Genomic DNA, 21,731 nt, shown 5'->3' with positions numbered 1-21,731 from the left:
GTGGTATTCCTTATGCTCAAAATTAATCTAATAGCTCAATAACCCATTGATTAATGACATCATAGGGATTTTGCTCTAACGAACGTTGTGTTAATTGTTGGTAGCTTTGCTGAATATTGTTCAAGATCGTGCTTACAGTCGCGCCATAGGCTTGTTCGATTTGGGCTTGCGAAACGCCACCCAAGCTATGGGTAATTTCGTTGCGTAATTCAATCAAGGGTTGACATGTTTTGGCTAATTTGAGCACAAGCTGCACGTTTGCATCCTGTGGTGCATAACTACTCAATAATTTTTGTAAGCCTGCCTGACCAACGCTAATCTTCTCAATTCGCTGTTGGCGCAGCCAAGCTGCATCAACTTTGGCTCCATGCGGATCAGCGTGGCCTTGTCGATTAATAAATGGAATGTTTAAGCGCAAACAAACCAAACGCAAACTATTTTCAATATAACGTACCAATTGAGTCAGAAAATCGGCATAACTATTGGTTTTCAGGCGAATTTCTGCCAATGCTAACACTTCAGCCAACGCATTTTCATGCGATAGCGGCGTGAGCGCATTGTACAAGCGATGAATTTTCGCATCGTGCACTCCATCGGCCAAGCCAACCAAGCCGCGAATTGCTAAAAGCGCCTGCGGCACATCGAGATTGACCCGCGCGGCGGCATGGGCCAGCATGCCCTCAATAACTTTGGCGCGACTTTCGCTCTGTAGATCGGTGAAATAAGGCCGGTACAAGCGCCAACTATCGAGCGCAGCATGATATTGAAAGGTCGCTAAATTGGCCTGAATCACTTTACGCAAAGGGCCACCCAAAATGCGCCGCCCAATCGAGATTGGTTGCGGCAGCGCACTATCGGGGGCGATATAGACGGGCAAGGCGCGCTCTTGAAAAATTTCAGTGCCCGTTAATTGTAAAGCAGTTGACATTGCTGGCGTGCCACCAGTTACCTCCAAGATAACCTGGCTTGGCTGAAGTTGCTGGTCGTAGGCTGCCAGCACTGGTTCGTAAAAGCGAATTAGCTCGTTTTGGTGGGTTGGGTTGGCCGAAAGCGCATGGACTAAAATTTGTTCAGGCCGAAAATTCCAGCGTTCAACCAATAATTCACCGATCAGCTCTGCGTCAGCCAAAGTATCAGTATGTTGATAGGCTGAATTCGCTTGTTGGGTGCCAAATAATAAAATATAATCTAGCGAATCATGCTCAAGATAATCGATAATTTTTGTAATCATCGTTATTTGAATTGAATCTTTGATTTTGGCTTTATATTCACGCAGATAGCTAATTTTTGCTCGATGATTATCGTCTATATCAGCGGGAAACGTTCCTGCTGGCACCTTAATATCACGATTGCCAATATTGCAAATTAATAATCGACTCATCATTTGCTCCTAGATTAAGCTATAGAGTTTTTCAATTAATACGGCTTGAATCTGCTGAAATGGTGATGGAGGAACAGAAATCTCAATTTTGGCTAAAATTGTGCGCAGCAGATCTAATGGGGTTTGGTCTTGGTTAAGCTTAAGTTTTTCAAGAATTTGCTCTTTGGAAACACCTTCAAAGCCGTGAGCAATAACACTTTGATTGCGCATTTCAGAGAGATTGCTCAATTTATTAATCTGCTCACGCAAACCGATATAGATTCCTGCTTGTCGTTGCGAAATATACGTTTGTGCTTGCTGCTTGGTAAGAAAATTGAGCATTGCAACCAAGACTGGCACTGAAAAATGGCTATAATCAAGCTTATTGCCATCAATTGTCGCTTGCTCAAGATGCTCAAATAATGCCGGATCATCGGCTAGTAATTTGGTAAATTGGGTGCTACTTGCTGCTTTCTTGGCTTTACTATAATCAGTTGAGATGTTAAAGCTAGTTTCGACGACATAACGCAAAACTGTCTCTTGAAAGCGAAACACACGTCCAAGAAAATCGGCATAGCGTCCGTTATCATAAGCAATCTGGGCATTATAATAAAGCTCAACCAAGAGGAATTTTAGATCAGTCTGATTAATCTGATAGGCGTTATGCTGAATCGAACGAATTAAATCGCGTAATATTCCATCAACATGGAATTGAATTCGCTCTATAATTTGCGCAGCTAAATCAAAATTAAAATCTTCGCGATATTTGGCATACCACAAAATTTCAATAATATTTTTATCAACCGAGCCTTCGAGCAGGGTAATTGCCCCTAGAAAATTATGCTGGCGAATAAGTTGAATTGCGGTTGAAATATTAAATGAATCAAGCAATTGCTTTGGAATATTTAATGAGTAGGGAGCAGAATCATGCTCGGATTTATACAAGACATAACAATTTTCGCGAAAACGAGCAATTGCCTTAAATTGCAACGCATTATTGAAAGCTTGCGTGCCCCCAGCAGCCAGTACATAATAATAGGTATCTGCTTGATGATTAATGGCGCTCAATTGTTGACCAAATGCGTGCATCGCATCATCGTATAAACTTGGATTGACATTATGAATTGTGCGCCGTTCAACTGAACGAATCACATGGCTCCAACGCTCTTGAAGATAGCGCTCTAGAATTTTACCAAACCAGCAAGTATCTTTATCCCGCAAACTAACGCCATAGCGATCGGTGATGCTCGTGGTGGGATTTTCTGCCTGATCGGTATCAAATAAAATCACACAATCAAGCACAATTTGCCGTTGTTCAAAATAGCGAGCATAGGCATCAATAATTGGTGCACTGAACGCATGCTCGCTATAGGTTTGCCAATGCTGTTCGCCTGCTGGACGGGGTGGGCGGATGATTACACCGTTCACTGCTACATCGCTATTGCCAACATTACATAAAGCAATTCGTCGCATTTGCTGCTCCTGATTCAAACTCAAACGCGGTTCTAATCCCTGATTCTTAATTCTTACCAGGTGGTCTTTCGATCTCCACCCTTCCGTCTCGCCTCAAGGCGGGAGATGCAGGGAGTTTTCATCCCCCTGCACTCCCGCATAATTCAGGTTGTGGATTGTTGGTATGGGATGAGCGACCCCTAATTTAGCGTCACTTTGATCCAGCCGAATGGTCTTTTTAAGTGATCATTTAAATCACAAACAGCTCGCCGTGTCTTGGGAAATCTATCTCCTACATTGTGTTTACGACTAAGCTCATACTGATGAATGAGTTGAGATAGTTGCGGTGTTTTGATTACGTCGCCAAGCGTTTTGCTCTTCCAGCCTGTGCCCCAGCCAATATCGATGAAAAAGCAATTGTCAGGGGCAGCGTTAGCCTGTTGTTCAAGCTGGCTAAAGAATTGCTGAACATGCTCGCCTTCGCGACGATTGGTCCAGAAGGTCAATTCTTGTTGAATGCGGGCGATTCCTTGCGTGCGCCAAGCTTGTTTTAATGCTTCGGAATTAAATCCTTGCTCGTGCACCCCAAAATGCTTGGCTTGGGTTTTTAAGATATAGTCATCAAATTTAATCCGTGCTTGCAAGGTAATACGCGGTTTAATTGCTTCTAATACAATTGGAATCCCTTTATTAGAGGCAGGAAATACCAACGAATTGTAAAGTGTGAGTGAATTATCGGGAGATGGTTGGCTATCGCTGATTTGGATTGCCCGAAAGAGATCATAGTTGGGAACTAGGGCTGGGCGTGGTGCTTTTGGGCTAAGCAAGCGGGCTTCTTGCTTTCTAAATGCTGCATACTTACCTTCTAATTGGCGTACATCTAAATTGAGGTTATGTTGTTGATATTGTTGACGAACCCAAGCAGTGCGTAATGCACCCTTGAGGCTGCTACCTGGAATATAGGGTGAATGAGTCCAATGTTTGATTACGGGACGCAGAATATCAGCTTTTGGTTTGAACTCACTTGTTTGATAATGATAGAGTTTAGGGTTATTCCTAAGTAATTCTTCTGATAAAAAGCTGCCTACGTCGGGAGTACTCAAGATTTGTTGGTAGTAGCGATCGTTGGGATTTTCGGGCAAAATCGCTTCGAGTACCGCATCGATGTTAAGCATATACAGCGTTTTGCCGAAGATTGCGAAATCGATATTGCGCCGTAAATCTGGCCCTCCAGCGCCGATATGCACTGGCGAGAGGGTTTCAATGGTTAGTGAATGGACACTCATTGCTCGTCTCCTGGGCTACAGCCAACCGTGAGCGCTAGCCCATGCCGCCAAACTCGATGCTTGACCCCAGCGCTTGGATTGTCGTAGGTTGGGGCTACATCGACGCTTGTGCCAACAATCGAATGCGCTAGCCCTGCGCGATTCAAGCGCGAGCCAACCCCAATCATCCAAATTGCTTTGCGGCGCTGGGCTTTGACTGCTGGCGAATACATCCAGCCAGTCACATCCTCTAGGCTATAGGCTGCTGGCTCGGCCAAAACGCCTGCTGCAAGCTCGGCAGCACTTGGCAAATAGCGCGAAAGCACAATCACCGAATCGCTGGTAGCTGCTGGCAAATTGAGGGTCTCGGTTTGTAATGCTGGCTCAAATTGACCAACGCCTTTGCTGCGCCGCCCGCCAAGCCCATCGATGCCAACTTGCCCCAAGAGCTGCATCAGTTGCTGCATATCGCCAAGCGCCAAAATGGCCAAGCCACAGCCTGGGGCAAAACGCACTTGGCCAGTTTCATAATAGGTCGTGGCGTTGCTCCAACGATCAACCGCCACATGCGGAATCGAATCGATTTTCCAAAGTGGCTTTTCTGCATCACGTTGGCTGGCATTAAATTCAGTTGTGCTAACCAACACGCTGCCATGTTGTAAGCTCACGCCATTAGCTGGCTGAAAATAATCGCGTAACGAGTGGTTTCCTGCCAGCAGATTAATGAAAATCTCGCTGGAAATAAAGCGCACTTTTTTGAATTGTTTACGCTCACCTGGCTTTTGTTCATCGTTGAGTTTTGGCGGCAGCATCGGCACTGGCAAGAGTTGAATGCCATCAACATATGGAAAGCACGATGAGATCGTGAATGGTGGATTTTCGGGAGCCTCAGCCCAGCGATGGTTTTGTTGCAAAGCCTGCCAAAACAGCGCTGCATACAGCGTATCCGAGGGGCAGGTTTCGCTGACAATTTCCATGTCGATGCCTTGCATGCCAAAGTGAAATGCGCCTTGGGGCTGAAGCCGAATTAGATTAAATTCCATGCTGCGCTCCTCTTATTTATCAGCATAGCCTTGAGCCGCCCATAACGCCCGCAGCTCGGCCAACGATTCAAGCTTGTGTTTGCTTAGCACTGCTTGTTCGTGGTGATTGAAGCTGATCTCGATATTTTTGAAGGCAACTTGGCCGCTGCCACGCGCACCTTGGCCGCCCAAATAATCTTCTTCAACCAACTCAAGCCCGCGAATGACGGTGTTGAAGAGCTTGGTATCTTGATCGTTGTAGAGCGTGAAGGTCAGTGCACCGTCGAAAATTGCCCCAGCCGGAACCCGCTCTTGCTGGCGTGGAGTGGCCGCTGAGGTTACGCGATCGATGGCTGCTTCCCATTTAACTTCGGTATAGGGCAAATCGGTGCGGGCATTATCGAGATCCTCGCGAGATTTCTTATTCAAAGCTGCATCGCGCACAATTAGGCGAGTTGGGGCAGTCGCAAATTCTGAGGCAGAAATACCAAAAATATGCAAAAGAGGGCTTGCTTTATACTCTTCTTTTGTTGTCGCTGAATGAATAGAAACCCCTTTACCAATTGGGAAGTTCTGGATCAAACCGCAAGCCTTTTCTAACTGTGAGCGCATTTTGCCGCGTAACGATGAACCTGGCACATAAGGTTCTTTGGTCAAGGGATTGCGAATGACTGGATTATCGACGTTACCAATGGCCAACGTGCCTGCTGCGCCGCCGATATGTAAGCCAGTTAAGGCATGAATTTCAAAATTGACGAAAATGCGGCCAACAATTTTGAGTGGATTTGTTTTATCTGACATAGATTGTATCCTCACTTATCAAGAGAGTTAATTACTTATTAATGGAATTAATTATTTTTGCCGCCAAATGCGCGATGATAGGCCAAGATTGCTTCGAAGAAATCGACAAAGTTACGGAAGCGTTGGTAGTAAATCTCAGCTCCAAGGTTTTTAGCTTTCATCACCAACTTAATTGCTGGAGTTAATTCGTCGCTGAGGGCTTGAACTGCGCCACCGCGCTCGCGTTTGGCTTGGTAGGCCAAGCGTGGCTGGAGCAAGGCAAATTCACGTTGGGCCCGCCGTACAGTTTCGGTGCGTTGCTGCTGCAAACTAGGCATGACCCAATCCATCTCGATTCGGCGGACTGTGCCAAAAATGCCGCGAATCTGACTTGCAGTAAGCTTATTAACTTCTGCTAGCTTTTTGCCAATTTTTTCGGCAGCTTTGACTAATAATTCAATATCATCGCTATTAATAATTGCTTCGCGGTCTTGTTCGCTAATCTCAGGCATAATTAATCTCCTTGCTCACGAATTAATAATTGTGTCCAACGGGCGGCGAGGCCAAGTTGCTCGATGGTGCGCAGGCTGATGCGATGCGGCTTATCGAAGTTGGAGAATAAAGAAGTATCCATATCGACTAATAAATCTTTTAGTTCTTGATCGTTGGGGTGGCGGTCGCGAATCCGTGCTAGTTGATATTTACCGCGCCAAATCCATGGACCATAAGCCGTTTGATGATTGCCTGATTTTTGGTGTTTTTGGCTATGTTCCTGATATTGGCTATACAGTTCCATCAACACCTGCAACAGTGAACGCACCATGCCCTGTTCGGCCTGATAGAGGTGCCACAAGCGTTGATGCCAATCGACGAGTGCGGGATAGGCTTCCCATGCAATCGTTTGATCAAGAAATTCCAAGGCATTTTTGCGGATTTCCTGGCGTAGCGGGGCATCCTTGGCATTATCAAGCGCATTGTGGGCGAGTTTGGCCGCTTGATATAAGGGAAACTTCTTGGTATGCAGGCTCAATCCTGCTGAAACATGGATTAATCGGTTATAGCCGGTATAGCGTTGTAAATCGTGTTGAATGCGATTCGCGATGTGGGGCAGCACATCCCAGCCGCCAACCACAAACAGATCATCGCCACCAGAATAGACACTGTAGATTTGTTCGCTTGGGGCTTGATCGGCTTGGTAGATTGACGTAACGATTTGTTGGTCGCGGCAGATTTCGCCAACCCAGCCTTCGAAAAAGCGCGAGAAGGCGGCGCTGAGGCTTGAAATGCGAGCCAGCGACGATTTGGCAAGGCTATAGCCGAAAATATCGCCAAGATCATCAACATCCATGCGCAGCACCCCAAAGCGCTTAATCCCACGACTAGCGTCTGCTAGCTGATCAAACGATTTGACCGCGCCATTCTTTTTGGGCGTAACATTGACGATTGGGCGAAAGCTGAAAACATGCTGGCGATATTGGCTACGCAGCTCAGTTAACAGCTTCAGATCGCCAGTAAATGGGCGAATGATTTGCACATGGATTAATTGATCGGGATGTCGATTGAGATAGCTGCGCAATTCCTTCTGATCGAAACAAATCTCGACCTGGGTGCCCAAGGCCGCCAAAATATCCTTTGATGAGGCGCGTCTCGTGACGGTGCTAAGCTTGGAAGCTGGGCGACTTATGCAAATGAATTGGGCATCGTGCAAGCTAAAGCCAAGCTTAATCGTGCTTTCGCAGAGCAGACAAAGCTTGCCTGCCGTTTCGCCTGGATCAACCTGCTCGGTAACAAAGAGCTGAGTTGGCCCCATATAACCACACGTTGCGCAGCGATCTTCCTCGTTGCCGCGATGGCCGCGCGGGGTAAACAGGCTGGCTTGAATTGTTTGCGAATCAAGGGTTGCAAAGCGCCGGCGTTTATCAGCTGTCACATGATCGTTGACTGCGCGGAACAAGGCCCCAAAATCGTGATTTGCATCGACGATCGTGGCCGCACCCAAGGCAACGTACAATTCGCCATCGTGCACGTTGAGCAGAAATTGGCCAAGCTCGCGGCGCCATTGAGCGATGTGCGCCGCGCATGCAGCTGGCACGATTGCATAAAAACGCCCGCCGCCGCTATAGAGCAAATTGCTGCTTGGCATACCCGCTTGGGCCAAAACCCAGCCAGCAAGCGCTTCGGTGAGCATTTGCAAATAGAACGAGCGCCCACGCAGGCTTTTGGCGGCCCGACTGGCCGCGATGGTGTAGATAAAATCTTGCACGCCGGAAATATCGCCGCCGACCAATAACGCTTGCTTGCCTGCTGCGGCCAAAGAAGCCTTGGTGCGGGCATAATCGTAGAGCGACACAACCGGATCAATGGCTTCATCAGCATTTGACTGGTAGCCAACAGCCCATGCATAATCCTGAAAGATGCTCAGCATTTGGGCTAAATGAGTGCTTGGCTCCTTACTACACTGGTCAAGCGCTTGCCTGAATTCGGTATGTAAATCGGCGGGAACCTGTGGCCGTTCGCTGACTGGAAAAAGCGCTGTTTCGCTTAGGCTAAAGCGTTGCGCTTGCAGAAAATAGGGCGCTGAAGTTGGCTCGGTTGATGGGCTAATTTGGTTGAAGATTGATTCTAGTGGCGTAGTTGACCAAGCCTCGACCGAGTTTGTCATACTCTTCAATGCCCCTATGACTGGGGGATCACTCATACAACCTCCTTGGAGAACACTCACGATGCACTTACTTTAGCTGATGGGCAGTCCATATATGTGCGCTAGAAAGACGAATATCCGTTCGATTTAACGCTCATGGTTTAAATTGATGCAATTAAGCTTGCGTTTTTGCAGCTGGCTTACATTAAGCGTCTATTGTAGATAGGTATATAGTTGAACTTTGATGCTGTGGGGTTTTGATTGATACAATCAAAAAGCCCCGCAAGGCAGGGCTGGGGATGAGGGAAGCATAGGCCATGTGGCTAGGTGATGATAGGAGTATCTGCTGGATTAATTGTTAGGTAGGCCGTAAGCTGGTGCTGGCATACTAGGTTCAAATCCTTCCTCCTCACACACACTCTTCTCTCCTGCAAGCGGCCCAACTGGGCCGTTTGTAGTTTTTAGCGTTCTAAAACTAAGCAATCGTGGGGCGCAAAGTTGACCACTACAGCCTCGCCACGCTTGGGCAACCTGCTCACGTTGGTGTCATTGAACACATCGACAAACAGCAACTGTTGCTCAACTTCAATATGAAAGCGCACAATTGGCCCAAGCAACATCTGCTCTTTAACCACGCCATGGAGTTGATTTTGGCTGGCCGCGCCGTTCAGACTGAGCCTTTCAGGCCGCAAAGCTACTTGGACTTTGGAGCCTTGCAGGGCTACATCGAAGCTATCGCTTACTTCAAATTGCTGGCTGCCAAACTGTAAAATGCCACGCTTGGCATCGTGGAGGGTGGCTTCAAGGGTATTGAGCGTGCCCACAAACTGCGCTACGAAGCTGGTTTTGGGGTTGTTATAGATTTCTGCTGGCGTGCCAAGTTGCTCAACTTCGCCCTTTTGCATAATCAACACCCGATCCGAAAGCGAAAGCGCCTCTTCTTGATCGTGGGTAACATAAATTGCGGTGATGCCAAGCTCACGCTGAATGGACCGAATATCTTGGCGCAACGAAACCCGAATCTTGGCATCAAGCGCCGAAAGTGGCTCGTCGAGCAACAAAACTTGGGGCCGAATCGCCAAAGCGCGAGCCAGCGCAACCCGTTGTTGTTGGCCACCAGAAAGTTGGTGCGGGTAGCGGTTGGCAAATTCTTGCATATGAATAATCGCCAGCATTTCATCAACCCGCTGCTGGATTGCCTGTTTGCTTAGCTTGGCGATTTGCAAGCCATAACCGATATTCTGGGCCACGCTCATATTGGGAAACAGGGCATACGATTGAAACACAATCCCAATCTTACGTTTGCTTGGTGGAGTTCTGGTTATATCAACGCCATCGATTTTAATCGAGCCGCCGCTGGGCGCTTCAAAGCCAGCGATCATGCGCAAGGTTGTGGTTTTGCCACAGCCGCTGGGGCCGAGCACCGACAAAAATTCGCCGCGCTCAACCGCCAAATTTAAGGGCGAAACCACGGTTGTTGGGCCAAATTGCTTGGTTAAATTGTGTAATTCGATAAAAGCCATAACGGTTCCTTAGTGGGTTCCACCAAATTGAGTTTGTTGCTGATCTTTGCTATTGACCAAAAGCACAATCCCAAAAATGACCCAAGTGAGGGCAAAACTAATAATGGTTAATGCTGCTGGCTCGTAGGCTTTGTTTTGGCTGATCCGCGCCAGATAGGGGCCGAAGGCAGGCCACGCCAGATATTGGGCCAGAGTTAATTCGCCGAGCACGGTGGCAAAGGTCAGAAACGCGCCATTGACCAAGGCACCGCGAATATTCGGCACAATTACCTGCCAAATAATGCGTGGCCAGCCAGCACCAAGGCTTTGGGCTGCTTCGGTCAGGGTTTTGACGTTGGTGGCGCGCAGGCCAGCATCAATTGCCCGATACATATATGGCAGCGTCAACACCATATAGCCTGCAATCAACAAGCCGCGACTTTGCACCAAAATCACTGGCGGGCGGCTGTAGGATTTGATCAAGCCAAAAACCAAAACAATCGGCGGAATCACAAACGGCATCAATGAAACTAACTCGATCAAACGGTGCAAGCGTGGATGGCGCAAATAGGCCCAGTAGACCGTTGGCACCAGCAACAGCATGCTCGCAATAATCGTTAGCAAGGCCATTAATGCTGAAAATCTGAAGGTTGCGTAAAAGCTGCTATCAGCAAAAACCCGTTGATAGGCAGTAAAGCCCAACGTGTCTTTTTTAGCGCGTAACGAAAAGAGAAAGGTTGCGATCAACGGCAACAAGAAATAGCTTGTGCCAAGCACAATAAACAGCCACGCAACTAATGAAGGACGTTTTTTCATTGCAACCACCGTGCCGATCGGCGTTGAAGCCAACTATAGAGCACCAAAACGAAGGTCATAATCAGCATCATGCCAAAGGCCAGCGCATAGCCCAAATTGGGATTATGCAAAATATCGCCCTGAATTTGCGCCCCAATCATAATTGGTACAATATTCAACGAGCCGCCAGTCAGCGCATAGGCGGTCGCATAGGCGCCAAAGGCATTGCCAAACAGCAAAACAACGGTGCTCAGCAGTGCCGGAGTTAAAATTGGCAAGGCCACGCTGCGCCAATAATAACCCCCAGAGGCCCCCAAACTTTCAGCAGCTTCGCGCCATTGTGGGCGCAAGGCCTCAAAGGCTGGAGTAAGAATCAAGACAACCAAGGGGATTTGAAAATACAGATAGGTTGCGCTCAAGCCCCAAAAGCTATACAAATTAAAGCCTTTGTCATACAGATTAAAGCCCAAATCTTTAAGCAAAACGGTGACAAAGCCAACCCGCCCCAAGGTTGCGATAAAAGCAAAGGCTAAGGGCACGCCAGCAAAGTTCGAGGCCACGCCAGAGAAGGGAATCAAAAAGGCGCGCACAAAGCGCGGCAAGCGCCCAAGCACCATGGCCCACGCCAACAACCCGCCAACCAAGGTTCCAAGCAAGGCCGTAACCCCGCTGACCTTCATACTGAGCAAATAGGCGTTGACAATGCTTGGCTGGCTCAAATCGGTGATATTTTGCAACGTGAAGTTGCCTTGATTATCCTGAAAACTGCCGATAACCAGTGAGGCCGACGGCAGCAGTAAAAAGGCACAGGCAAAGAGGAAAAACGGCACTGTGCCCAGCCAACTCCAATTAATGCGACGAAGGCCGAGGTGCGGCGATTGCGCACCCCGACCACGTTCTGAAGCTTGTTCTGCCACAGACAGGCGATCCTTCCTTAATTATTCCTTGACATCGACATTGACGGTTTTATCCCAGCCATCGACAATTACTTTCTTGGAGGCTTCGAGTTGGGCCAAGGTTGGGAAGACGGCGTTGGCATAGAGTTCGGCTGCTGGCAATTTATCGGCAATTTCGGCGGGAATTACATTCCGGCCAACCAAATCGTTGTAGCGGACTGGGTGGCCGCCACCTTTGAGCCAGGTCAATTGGCCTTCGTCTGAGTAGAGGTATTCCATCCACAATTTGGCGGCGTTTGGATGCGGTGCATAGGCGCTAATTGCTTGGACATATACGCCACCAAGCACGCCTGATTTTGGCACAACTACTTCAATTTCGGGGTTGCCGCCCAACTCATCGCGAGCGCTAATTGCCAAATAGTCCCAGGTGATCATAATCGGGGTTTCGCCTTGCGCCAAAGTGCCTTGTTTGGCGATAACTGGCACAAAGTTGCCTGCTTGGTTCAATTTGCTGAAGAAATCTAAGCCTGGTTGCACATTATCTAAGCTGCCGCCATTAGCGAGGGCTGCGGCATAGACTGACTGAATCGCCAAGTTCGAGACCCGTGGATCGCCTGCCAAAGCGACTTGGCCTTTGTATTCAGGCTTCAAGAGGTCGGCCCAATCTTGGGGCACATTTTTGACCACATCTTTGTTGACTGCAAAGGCCAACACGCCGTAGTAATCGCCAAACCAATAGCCTTCAGGATCTTTCAACTCATTCGGAATTGTGTCCCAGGTTGAAACTTTGTAGGGTTGAAGCAAGTTTTCCTGCTTGGCTGATGGGCCAAACGCAAAGCCAACGTCAATTACGTCGGGAGCTTGCGGGCCTTTATTATCTTTATTGGCTTTGATGGCTTCGATTTCATCGCCCGAACCAGCATCAGGATTGAGTTCGTTGATTTTGATGCCATATTTTTTCGAGAAATTTTCAATCATTTCACCATAGTTGAGCCAGTTGTGGGGCAAGGCAATGACGGTTAATTCGCCTTCAGCCTTGGCGGCTGCAATCAAAGCATCCATTGTTGAGGATGTGCCACCTGAGCCAGTGGTTGGCACAGCAGTATTTTCGCTGGCAGCTGAGCCACAGGCCGTAATCATCAAGGAAACGATCATACATAAGGCTGCTAATTTAGCAGCACGGAGCCGAAAAGCGCCAAGCTTCGATTGAGCCATGGGTTAAATCTCCTAGCAAGCTAGACCATGATGCATGAAAATGGGTTGGGTTTTTGACGAGTATAACCACAAAAATGGGCTGGATTGATGCTACGGGGGCTGATTTATCGTACTATAACATATTTGTAATATTTTGGTTAAGAACAGCTCATCCTTTAAAGAGCTAGCCACCAATCTTGCAAGATCTGGTATGATACAACGCCGTAGAGCAATGCAGCTCACTCACTGCAACGACGCACAACCCTGCAACCATGAAGGATTGAGTTGACTGATGAATCGCCTCGGTGAGGGCCGTTCATCCTTCATCCTTCACCCTTCATCCTTACATTTGGAGGCTTTATGCGGTTAATTTTGGTGCGCCACGGTGAGAGTGAGTGGAATAAAATCGGTCGCTATCAAGGCCAAGAAGATGCGCCATTGAGCGAACTCGGCCAACAACAAGCCCAAGCCTTAGCCCAACGCCTCAAGCGCGAAAAGCTGGATGTGATTTACGCCAGCCCCTTGCAACGAGCCAACAACACCGCCCGCGCGATTGCCGAATTCCACCCCGATGTGCCATTTATCGACGACCCAGCCTTGCTTGAAATTCACCACGGCGATTGGCAGGGACTCTATAGCCCCGATGTAAAAGCCCAATATGGCGCTGAATTACGTGAGTGGCAATATTTCCCCACCCGCTCGCAAATGCCCAATGGCGAAAGCTTCTCCAATATTCTTAAGCGTGTAATCGATTTTAAAGAACGGGTTTTGAGCGAACGCGCCAATCAAACTGTCGTTTTTTCAACCCACGATGTGGTTGTGAAGATTTTGGTTGCCGATGCTTTAGGCATCAATATGGATCGAATCAACCGCCTGTGGATTACCAATGCTTCGATTAGCGTGATCGAATATGGCGAAGATTTGCCTTATTTGGTGAGCCTGAGCGAAGCCTGTCACCTTGGTAAATTGGCCACTGTGCGCGAAAACCAAACCGCCCTTTGATCGTATTCATCGCAACCCCTCTCTTGGTTCGCAGGAGAGGGGCTTTTTGATCGAATGTTCTAAGATTTAGTATTACGGGAACCGCGAAGGACGCGAAGGCACGTTGAGGGTTGAGGATCAGGGATCAGGGGCCAGTTGTCAGGAAGCAGGAAAACAGGAAAGGAACCGCGAAGGGCGCCAAGGACGCGAAGGCACGTTGAGGATCAGGGATCAGGGGCCATTTTTCAGGAATCAGGAGAATGGGAACCGCGAAGCGCACGAAGAGCACGAAGGGGAGAAGGCTCTTGGCTATCGGAAAATCATCGGGGTTGGCAACAGAGGGTGGCTCAGCACGGGATACTGATCCCCAGCCCCCGACCCCTCAAAACCCCTGCGTTTCCCGCCTTGCGGCGAGATGGAAGGGTGGTGATCTCCACAAATGATTTTGCTCCCCAAGCAGCGCGAATGAACCCAGAAATAGCAGCAGCAGAATGGGGCTTACAATCTTAATTTAATCATAATAGATTAACGAGATTTTACCCCACATGAATTTTGCCCTATAATACGAGCACCGCACCGCTCTGGATCAGTGGAGATGACGAGTGTAAGACTATCGTAGGAACGCCTAGCTTAAGGAGGTCTCATGTCTTTCCGTAAACCGGGTAAGCGTTCGATTGGCTGGCTTTTGCTGCTGGTATTGATGATACCGCTACTAGCTGCCTGTGGCGCAAGTGCCACCCCAACTGCCACCGTTGCTTCAACTCCTGCTACTGGTGGCGAACCCACCGCCGCCGCAACTACCGCTCCTACAGATGACACCGCCGCAGCCACGCCAACTGAAGCCGCTGCTGCAACCGAAGCTCCAACCGCTGGTAATGCTGATGATTATTTGGTCTTTGGTGGTTCGGGCGAGCCAGATTCGCTTGATTCAATGGATACGACGACTGGCACAGCCTTGATCGTAACCCGCCAAATCCAAGAATCGTTGCTGGGCTTTAAGCCTGGCACATTAGAAGTGCAACCAGAATTGGCCACCAAATGGGAACCAAACGCCGACTCGACCGAGTGGACGTTTACCCTGCGTGAAGGGGTCAAATTCTCAGACGGCACCGACTTCAATGCTGATGCAGTTGTTTTCAACTTCCAACGCTTGTTTGTGCCCGATTTTGAGTTTGGCTTCCGCGCCGAGGGCAAGCAATACAACATCGTGCCCGACATCTTTGGCGGCTATGCTGGCGATCCTAACAGCGCCTTCAAAGAAGTTGTGGCCGTTGATCCAACCACGGTTAAGTTTGTTTTGACCCGCCCTGTGCCATTGTTGCCAAGCTATTTGGCTGCATCATACTTTGGGATTTCATCGCCAGAAGCGGTGAAAGCTGCCAAAGAAAAATATGGCTCGCCAGAAGTTGGCGGCGTTGGCACTGGCCCATTCAAATTCGAGCGCTGGGATGCTGGCCAAAGCATTACCTTGGTGCGCAACGAAGCCTATTGGGGCGATAAGGCCAAAATGCCAGGTGTGGTTGTGCGCTTTATTGCTGAAGCTCCCCAACGCTTGGCCGAGTTGGAAGCTGGCACAATTGATTTCACGATCAACTTGAACGCCGATAGCCGCGATAAAATCTCATCCAGCGCCGATTTGCAAGTTGTCGATTTGACGCCGTTCAACATCGCCTACTTGTCGTTGAACCTCAACAATAAGCCATTTGATGATGTAAAAGTTCGTCAAGCAGTGGCCTATGCAATCAACAAGCAAGAAATTCTCGATGCCTCGTATGGTGGCGTTGGCTCGATTGCCGACGACTTCTTGCCCGATGGCTTGTCGGATTATCGCCCAAGCGATTTAGAGCCATATGCCTATGATCCAGACAAAGCCAAAGCCTTGTTGGCCGAAGCTGGTTATCCAGATGGCTTTAGCACCATGGTTTTGACCGATGGCACCGAATTGCCTTTGGAATTGTGGTATATGCCGGTTTCACGGCCTTACTACCCAGATGCCAAATCGGTGGCTGAACTCTACGCCGCCCAACTTTCCGACGTTGGGATCAAAGTCGAACTCAAAACCGAAGATTGGGGCGTTTACCTCGATAACTGGGATGCTGGCCTGAAAAACGGCATGGTGATGTTGGGTTGGACGGGCGACTATGGCGACCCAAATAACTTCTTGTTCACCCACTTTGGCCCAGGCAACGCCGACGAAGCTGGTTATAGCAACGAACAAGTGTGGAAGTTGCTGGCTGACGCTGGTGCGGCAACCACACCTGCAGAATCGATTAAATTGTTCCAAGAAGCTGGCAAGTTGATTAACACCGATTTGCCACGGATTCCGATTGTTCATGCTCCCCCAGTGTTGGCCGCCAAGAAAGCGCTGCAAGGTTGGGTGCCAAACCCAACTGGTGGCGAATCCTTCGCGCCAATTTCGATCACCAAATAACCAATAGCCGAGCCTACGCCGCTTGTTAGCCCTTAACAAGCGGCGTATAGTAAGGAAGAATCCATGCTTGGGTATATTTTTCGTCGACTGCTTGGCATTATTCCCGTCCTGCTTGGCATTTCACTGCTGGTTTTTACCCTGTTGCGCACCATCCCCGGCGATCCCGCGATTATTATCTTGGGCGAACGCTCAACCCCCGAGCAACGCGCAGCTTTGCGCACCAAACTCAAGCTTGATCGGCCCTTATACCTCAATTTTGAGGGCGGCAATGTTTTTGAAAGCCAATATGTAACCTATATCACCAATTTTGCCACTGGCGATTTTGGCGATTCGATCAAAACCCGCCAAGCAATTTCCAAAGAATTAAAGGAGCGTTTTCCAGCGACAATTGAATTGGCGCTGAGCGCCTTGTTGATTGCGGTTGTGGTTGGGGTAACCACAGGTGTGGTTTCAGCGACCAAACGTGGCTCGTTGCTTGATGCTGGCAGTATGATTGTGGCGCTGCTCGGCGTTTCAATTCCCATTTTCTGGCTTGGCTTGATGATGCAATATTTGTTCTCGGTCAAGCTCAAATGGCTCGATCCTAGTTTGCGGCTTGATACCAGCTTGCATGGCACGTTTAAGCCAATTACAGGCCTCTATTTGCTTGATGGCTTGTTGCTTGGTCGATTTGACATAACCGCGAATGCCTTTAAACATTTGATTATGCCGAGCCTTGCTTTGGCAACTGTGCCGCTGGCAAGCATTGCGCGCATGACCCGTTCGGCAATGCTCGAAGTGTTGTATCAAGATTATATTCGCACCGCGCGGGCCAAAGGTTTATCAGCCCGAATTACGATTTTGCGCCACGGCTTGCGCAATGCCCTGATTCCCGTGATTACGGTGATTGGGCTGCAACTGGGCTTTTTGCTTGGCGGAGCCGTTTTGACTGAAACGGTTTTTTCGTGGCCAGGCATTGGGCGCTGGTTACTCGATGGCATTTTGGCGCGTGATTATCCGGTGGTGCAAAGCGGCGTGATGTTTGTTTCGCTGGTGTTTGTGTTGATCAATACCTTGGTTGATATTTCCTACCGCTTCTTTGACCCACGGATTCAATTTAAATAACGCTGCTCGGCGTTTTGCACTGGGCTAGTAAAGGGTGACTATGGCGACAACTGAACCAACTATCACCAATAAACCGACGAGCGATCAAGCGTTACTGTTGCGCAAGCCGCGTTCGCTCTGGAGTGACGCTCGGCGGCGGCTATTGAGTAGCACGGTTGGCCTCATGGGCATGGCGATTTGTGCCTTTTTGTTTGCGATTGCGATTATCACGCCGATTGTGCAACCACTCGACCAAACCCTCAATCGTGATACAGCTAATAAATTGCAGCCGCCATCGTGGCTGATGAGCCAGGAAGAGCGGGCCGATGCTGCGAAGAAAAGTATCGATAAAGCGCGCAAAGATACGCCGTGGGGGCGCTTTGAACGGCCATTCGGCACCGACCAACTAGGCCGCGATATTTTTATTCGGGTCTTACATGGTGCACCAATTTCGCTGACCGTTGGCACGTTTGCCGTAGTCTTGGCGGTTATTTTTGGCTCGCTGCTGGGCCTGGTTTCGGGCTTTTTTGGCGGTATTATCGATACGATCACAACATGGCTGATGGATATTTTGCTGGCGTTTCCCTCAATTCTGCTGGCAATTGCTTTGACCGCAATCAGCAATAATCGTGAATCATTTTCGTATAAATTTAGCCAACAAATTACCGAATTACCAATTTTGCAAACGATCTTTGACCCGCCGTTGTTCAATGCGATGTTGGCGGTGGCTGTGATCGAGATTCCGATTTTCGGGCGGATTGCACGGGCTGCGGTGTTGAGTGTGCGTAATCAAGAGTATATTCATGCTGCCGAGGCAGTTGGGGTCAGCAGAATGCGCATGCTGATGCGCCATATTTTGCCCAACAGCTTAACTCCAATTTTGGTACAAATGACCTTGAGCGTGGCTTCATCGATTACCAGTGTTGCGGCCTTGGGCTTTTTGGGGCTTGGCGCCCAACCACCCCGGCCTGAATGGGGTTCGATGCTGTCAACCGCCCGCGAGTATGTTGGCACTGGCCAATGGTGGTATGCGCTGTTCCCTGGCATTGCGATTATGCTGACGGTATTGGGCTTTAATTTATTGGGCGATGGTTTGCGCGATGCACTTGATCCGCGGCTGAAGCATTAATTTCGGGTTTGATGTGGATTAATTATTTAACGCAGAGGCGTAGAGGAAAGAATGACTATAGGCTTTTGGCTAGCGGAAGATTTTTCGGGTAATGTGTGGAATTGGTGGCTAAAATGCGCTCCGTGTTCTTCGCGTCCTTCGCGGTTGCTCGGTTCCCGATCTATGACAACCAATATCCAAAGCCTGTTTCGCCACCCTTCCGTCCCGCCGCCGGCGGGAGACGCAGGGGGTTTTCAGCCCCCTGCCCCCCCAAATGTTTCTTCGTGGATTGTTCTTACGCTACTTACACGCCAAAATTTTGCCTTTACGCTGTTTAACGCAGAGGCGCAGAGCAACCGAAGGATGAGGGATGAATCCAATAGCCAAGATCCAAAAGCCTATAGCCCCAGCTTCGTGTCCTTCGCGATCTTCGCGGTTGCTCGGTTCCTGTTCCCTGATCCCTAGCCACTAATCTGGCTCTTTTGGGTTATTTCTATTGTTGCTATTGGCCTTTCGTGCAATTCGTGGCTAAAATGCTCTTCGTATCCTTCGCGATCTTCGCGGTTGCTCGGTTCCCGATCCCTGACCCCCAACAACCAATCCTCAAAGCCTGTTACATCGCAAGTTGTTTTGGCAATCCAGCTGCCCAAGCCTCAATTGCTGGCCAATTGCGATAATCGCCCTCGCGCCAGCGCCGCACGAGCATTGCGCCGCGAAACAATAGTCGATAACCCACGCTGATTCTGCTCAGATCAAGCACGCCAGCAAACATACCCTCGCTCTGGGGCTGCACCAAATTGCGCACAGGTTGCAGCCATTCGTCCACTTCGGCGCTGGTTTTGGCTGGTTGCTTGGTCATTGCCAGGGCCAAACAGGTCAAAAAAGCCGCAAAGGGTTTGGTTTGCAATACAGTTTGATGCTGCTTGACGAAGGCTAAGGCCTCTGGCAACCAACGATTTTTATGAATCGCACTGCCCGCCACGACCGCCTGATAGCGATTCAAATCGCGCACTTGGTGCATTGGTACAAGCTCGACGTTCAAACCTTGTGCAGTAAGCACATTGGCGATCGTTTCGGCTACACCAATCGTGGAGCCGCCGCGACTGGCATAGGTTACGAGGATTGTGGGATTCGTCATCGCAAACTCCTTCAAATGCCCCTCACTCATCTATTAAGCGAAGGGCTGAATTATCAACCTAGCGAGTTACACTGGAAAGCTGCCAAACGCCACGGGCTGCTGCTTCACGGGCATAATTGCTGAAATCGTTGGGCTGGCGACCCAAAGCGCGTTCAACTCCATCGCTGAGGTAGGCATTGCGGCCATCGAGCACTTCGCGAAACAAAAATTCGACGAACCAAATCATGTCGGCTGGCCATTGTTGCTCGTGCAACGCCCCAATATAGGCTTCGATTGGAATTGGCTGATAATCGATTGGGCTACCATTAGCTTGGGCAATTTCGCTAATTGCTTCAGCAAAGGTCATTAAGCGCGGCCCAGTCACTTCATAGAGTTGACCAGCATGAGTTTCAACATCGCTCAAGGCTGCAACGACAACATCGGCAATATCATCTGCATCAATAAATGGCTCTTTGACCTCGCTGGCTGGCAAGAAGATTTGGCCATTGAGCAATGGTTCATGAAAAAACGATTCGCTGAAATTTTGCATAAACCAGCTAGCCCGCACGATTGTCCAAGCGATTCCTGCTGCTTGAATGACTTGCTCGCAGGCTTGCGCAGCAGCTTCACCACGCCCTGATAACAGCACCAAATGTTTGACCCCACTAGCGACTGCCAACTGGCTGAATGCGCGAATCGTGTCGATGGCGCTGGGAACTGCCAGATCTGGTTGATAGCTGATGTAGACGCTTTGGGCATCGGCCAAGGCTGCGGGCCAGGTTTGCTGATCATCCCAATCGAAGCTTGGGCTGGCTGAACGTGAGCCAACCCGCACGTTATGGCCTTGCGCTTGCAAACGCTCAACAACTCGTTTGCCAGTTTTGCCAGTGCCGCCAGTTACCAAAATCAGATTATTCGCTGTCATGGGTTTTCCTCACTAGAAAATCAAATCCATGAGCAGTCTAAATCTTCACGTAACGTTAACTGCAAGCCCTATTTTGGCCCACTCATCAGCTATTCATTTTTGAATTGGCTCGATTGGAAATTGCACTTCGGTCAGCAAATCGCTGCCATCGGAATTTTCAGGCAAGCGCAGCGAAATTTCCCGGGGTAGGGCGGTTGGTCGATAGCCATTAAGTTCGGCCCAACGGCCAATCTGCTCATAACTGGTCAGAATTTTTTCAATTGGGCCTTGAACGACGCTGGCGGCCATGAGTTCGCTGGCTGGGTGCTGATCAAAACGTAGTTGAAGTTGCTGGGAAATCTTGACCGGAGCATGGCTTGTTTGCTCAATAAAACAGCCAATTTCAAGATCCATATCAAACAGCGAGTCATTGTGGGTTTGGCAAATGCAAAAACACATGCCATAGCGTTTGCTGGTTGGCAAATGCTGGCGAATCTGTTGAATTGCCTGCAAGCCAGATTCGAAATTTTCGGCGATGATGCGGGTGCTAAGCACTGATTGGCTAGGCATTGGCTTGAGCACAACATTTAAAGGCTTATCGAAATCGTTAAGCGCATTCAGCCGCGATTCTATACGCTGAATACGTTGCATTTCTTCGCGCAGATGGGCCTCGATTTCAGCTTTTTTTTGGCGCAAGAGACGTTGCATTTGGTCAGCAGAAATCTGATCGTGGCTTAAATCGCGAATTTGTTCAAGCGAAAAGCCCAAGTCTTTGAGCACCAAAATGCGATTTAATGCAGGCAATTGCTCAGCACTGTAATAACGCCGACCATTACTATGATCAATAGTTGCTGGTGGAAATAGGCCTAATTCATCGTAGTAGCGCAAAAAACGCTTCGAAACTTGGGCAATTCTGGCGAATTCACCAACCGTAAACATGCGCAACACCTCATTTGTGGCTGAGATCAACACTGGTAATCGCTTGCTATGCATCATTAGTCCATGCTTCATTATAGTGCTTGTTGGTGCTATGGGGGATAAATTGCTCGATAGGACGAATAGCCTATAGGCAGGCGTTGGTAATAGGCGTATTGTTGTCGCTATCTCAGCGCAACAGCTTTATTTAATTCGTTTTCTCGGCACAAGCGCGTAAGCCTGCTGGCTATTTGAGTGCGCCTTTTTTCAGGGCCTTGTTTGGGT

Annotated in this window: 18 protein-coding genes; 4 read left to right on the top strand and 14 right to left on the bottom strand. The window is 49.0% G+C overall.

Translation table 11 applies throughout. From position 1 onward, the window contains the following. Positions 1-22: 22 nt before the first annotated feature. The 11 genes from SE18_RS01680 to SE18_RS01630 form a co-directional block, all read right to left on the bottom strand. Positions 23-1,381, bottom strand: coding sequence for a lipase chaperone (locus SE18_RS01680; protein WP_054532681.1), 1,359 nt, complete (start codon positions 1,379-1,381; stop codon positions 23-25). Between the two features lie 9 nt (positions 1,382-1,390). After that, positions 1,391-2,833 (bottom strand): hypothetical protein, encoded by a 1,443-nt coding sequence (locus SE18_RS01675; RefSeq protein WP_054532680.1) that lies wholly within the window; start codon positions 2,831-2,833, stop codon positions 1,391-1,393. 179 nt (positions 2,834-3,012) lie between these two features. Beyond that, a complete protein-coding gene (gene csm5, locus SE18_RS01670; protein ID WP_054532679.1) occupies positions 3,013-4,098 on the bottom strand; it encodes a type III-A CRISPR-associated RAMP protein Csm5 in 1,086 nt (361 codons plus the stop codon). After that, positions 4,095-5,120: a type III-A CRISPR-associated RAMP protein Csm4 gene (csm4, locus tag SE18_RS01665; RefSeq protein ID WP_054532678.1), complete on the bottom strand. Its 1,026-nt coding sequence runs from the start codon at positions 5,118-5,120 to the stop codon at positions 4,095-4,097. Before csm4 ends, csm5 begins: the two co-directional genes overlap by 4 nt. A 12-nt stretch (positions 5,121-5,132) precedes the next feature. Further along, positions 5,133-5,900, bottom strand: coding sequence for a type III-A CRISPR-associated RAMP protein Csm3 (gene csm3, locus SE18_RS01660; protein ID WP_054532677.1), 768 nt, complete (start codon positions 5,898-5,900; stop codon positions 5,133-5,135). 47 nt (positions 5,901-5,947) lie between these two features. Continuing rightward, positions 5,948-6,391, bottom strand: a complete 444-nt coding sequence (gene csm2 / locus SE18_RS01655; protein WP_054532676.1) for a type III-A CRISPR-associated protein Csm2 — start codon at positions 6,389-6,391, stop codon at positions 5,948-5,950. A 2-nt stretch (positions 6,392-6,393) separates the two neighbouring features. Next, positions 6,394-8,577 (bottom strand): type III-A CRISPR-associated protein Cas10/Csm1, encoded by a 2,184-nt coding sequence (gene cas10 / locus SE18_RS01650; RefSeq protein WP_054532675.1) that lies wholly within the window; start codon positions 8,575-8,577, stop codon positions 6,394-6,396. A 404-nt stretch (positions 8,578-8,981) separates the two neighbouring features. Further along, positions 8,982-10,043: an ABC transporter ATP-binding protein gene (locus SE18_RS01645; protein ID WP_054532674.1), complete on the bottom strand. Its 1,062-nt coding sequence runs from the start codon at positions 10,041-10,043 to the stop codon at positions 8,982-8,984. 9 nt (positions 10,044-10,052) lie between these two features. Then, the gene (locus SE18_RS01640) at positions 10,053-10,838 is read right to left on the bottom strand and encodes an ABC transporter permease (protein WP_054532673.1); all 786 of its coding nucleotides are present in this window, start codon (positions 10,836-10,838) and stop codon (positions 10,053-10,055) included. Continuing rightward, entirely contained in the window at positions 10,835-11,734 is a 900-nt protein-coding gene (locus SE18_RS01635) for an ABC transporter permease (protein ID WP_054532672.1), read from the bottom strand. The genes SE18_RS01640 and SE18_RS01635 overlap by 4 nt, the downstream gene beginning before the upstream one ends. 21 nt (positions 11,735-11,755) lie before the next feature. Next, positions 11,756-12,928: an ABC transporter substrate-binding protein gene (locus SE18_RS01630; RefSeq protein ID WP_152976523.1), complete on the bottom strand. Its 1,173-nt coding sequence runs from the start codon at positions 12,926-12,928 to the stop codon at positions 11,756-11,758. A 339-nt stretch (positions 12,929-13,267) separates the two neighbouring features. Between SE18_RS01630 and SE18_RS01625 the strand changes: the two genes are divergently transcribed. The 4 genes from SE18_RS01625 to SE18_RS01605 all read left to right on the top strand — a co-directional run bounded on the left by SE18_RS01625 (position 13,268) and on the right by SE18_RS01605 (position 18,531). Further along, positions 13,268-13,909, top strand: a complete 642-nt coding sequence (locus tag SE18_RS01625) for a histidine phosphatase family protein (RefSeq protein WP_054532671.1) — start codon at positions 13,268-13,270, stop codon at positions 13,907-13,909. Between the two features lie 622 nt (positions 13,910-14,531). Then, positions 14,532-16,319, top strand: a complete 1,788-nt coding sequence (locus tag SE18_RS01615) for an ABC transporter substrate-binding protein (protein WP_054532669.1) — start codon at positions 14,532-14,534, stop codon at positions 16,317-16,319. Positions 16,320-16,382: 63 nt separating this feature from the next. Continuing rightward, complete coding sequence (locus SE18_RS01610; protein ID WP_054532668.1) at positions 16,383-17,423, top strand: ABC transporter permease; 1,041 nt, start codon at positions 16,383-16,385, stop codon at positions 17,421-17,423. A 40-nt stretch (positions 17,424-17,463) separates the two neighbouring features. Beyond that, entirely contained in the window at positions 17,464-18,531 is a 1,068-nt protein-coding gene (locus SE18_RS01605) for an ABC transporter permease (RefSeq protein WP_054532667.1), read from the top strand. A gap of 592 nt (positions 18,532-19,123) precedes the next feature. On the opposite strand, the gene SE18_RS01600 is transcribed toward SE18_RS01605, so the two are convergent. The 3 genes from SE18_RS01600 to SE18_RS01590 all read right to left on the bottom strand — a co-directional run bounded on the left by SE18_RS01600 (position 19,124) and on the right by SE18_RS01590 (position 21,524). Further along, complete coding sequence (locus SE18_RS01600; protein WP_054532666.1) at positions 19,124-19,648, bottom strand: flavodoxin domain-containing protein; 525 nt, start codon at positions 19,646-19,648, stop codon at positions 19,124-19,126. A 58-nt stretch (positions 19,649-19,706) separates the two neighbouring features. Further along, positions 19,707-20,552, bottom strand: a complete 846-nt coding sequence (locus tag SE18_RS01595; RefSeq protein WP_054532665.1) for an NmrA family NAD(P)-binding protein — start codon at positions 20,550-20,552, stop codon at positions 19,707-19,709. Positions 20,553-20,645: 93 nt separating this feature from the next. Further along, positions 20,646-21,524, bottom strand: a complete 879-nt coding sequence (locus tag SE18_RS01590) for a MerR family transcriptional regulator (protein WP_160319456.1) — start codon at positions 21,522-21,524, stop codon at positions 20,646-20,648. Positions 21,525-21,731: the final 207 nt, after the last annotated feature.

Origin of the sequence: Herpetosiphon geysericola (assembly GCF_001306135.1) — a bacterium.
In the GTDB taxonomy this organism is placed as follows: Bacteria; Chloroflexota; Chloroflexia; order Chloroflexales; family Herpetosiphonaceae; genus Herpetosiphon; species Herpetosiphon geysericola.
This window is presented reverse-complemented; position numbering and strand designations above follow the sequence as displayed.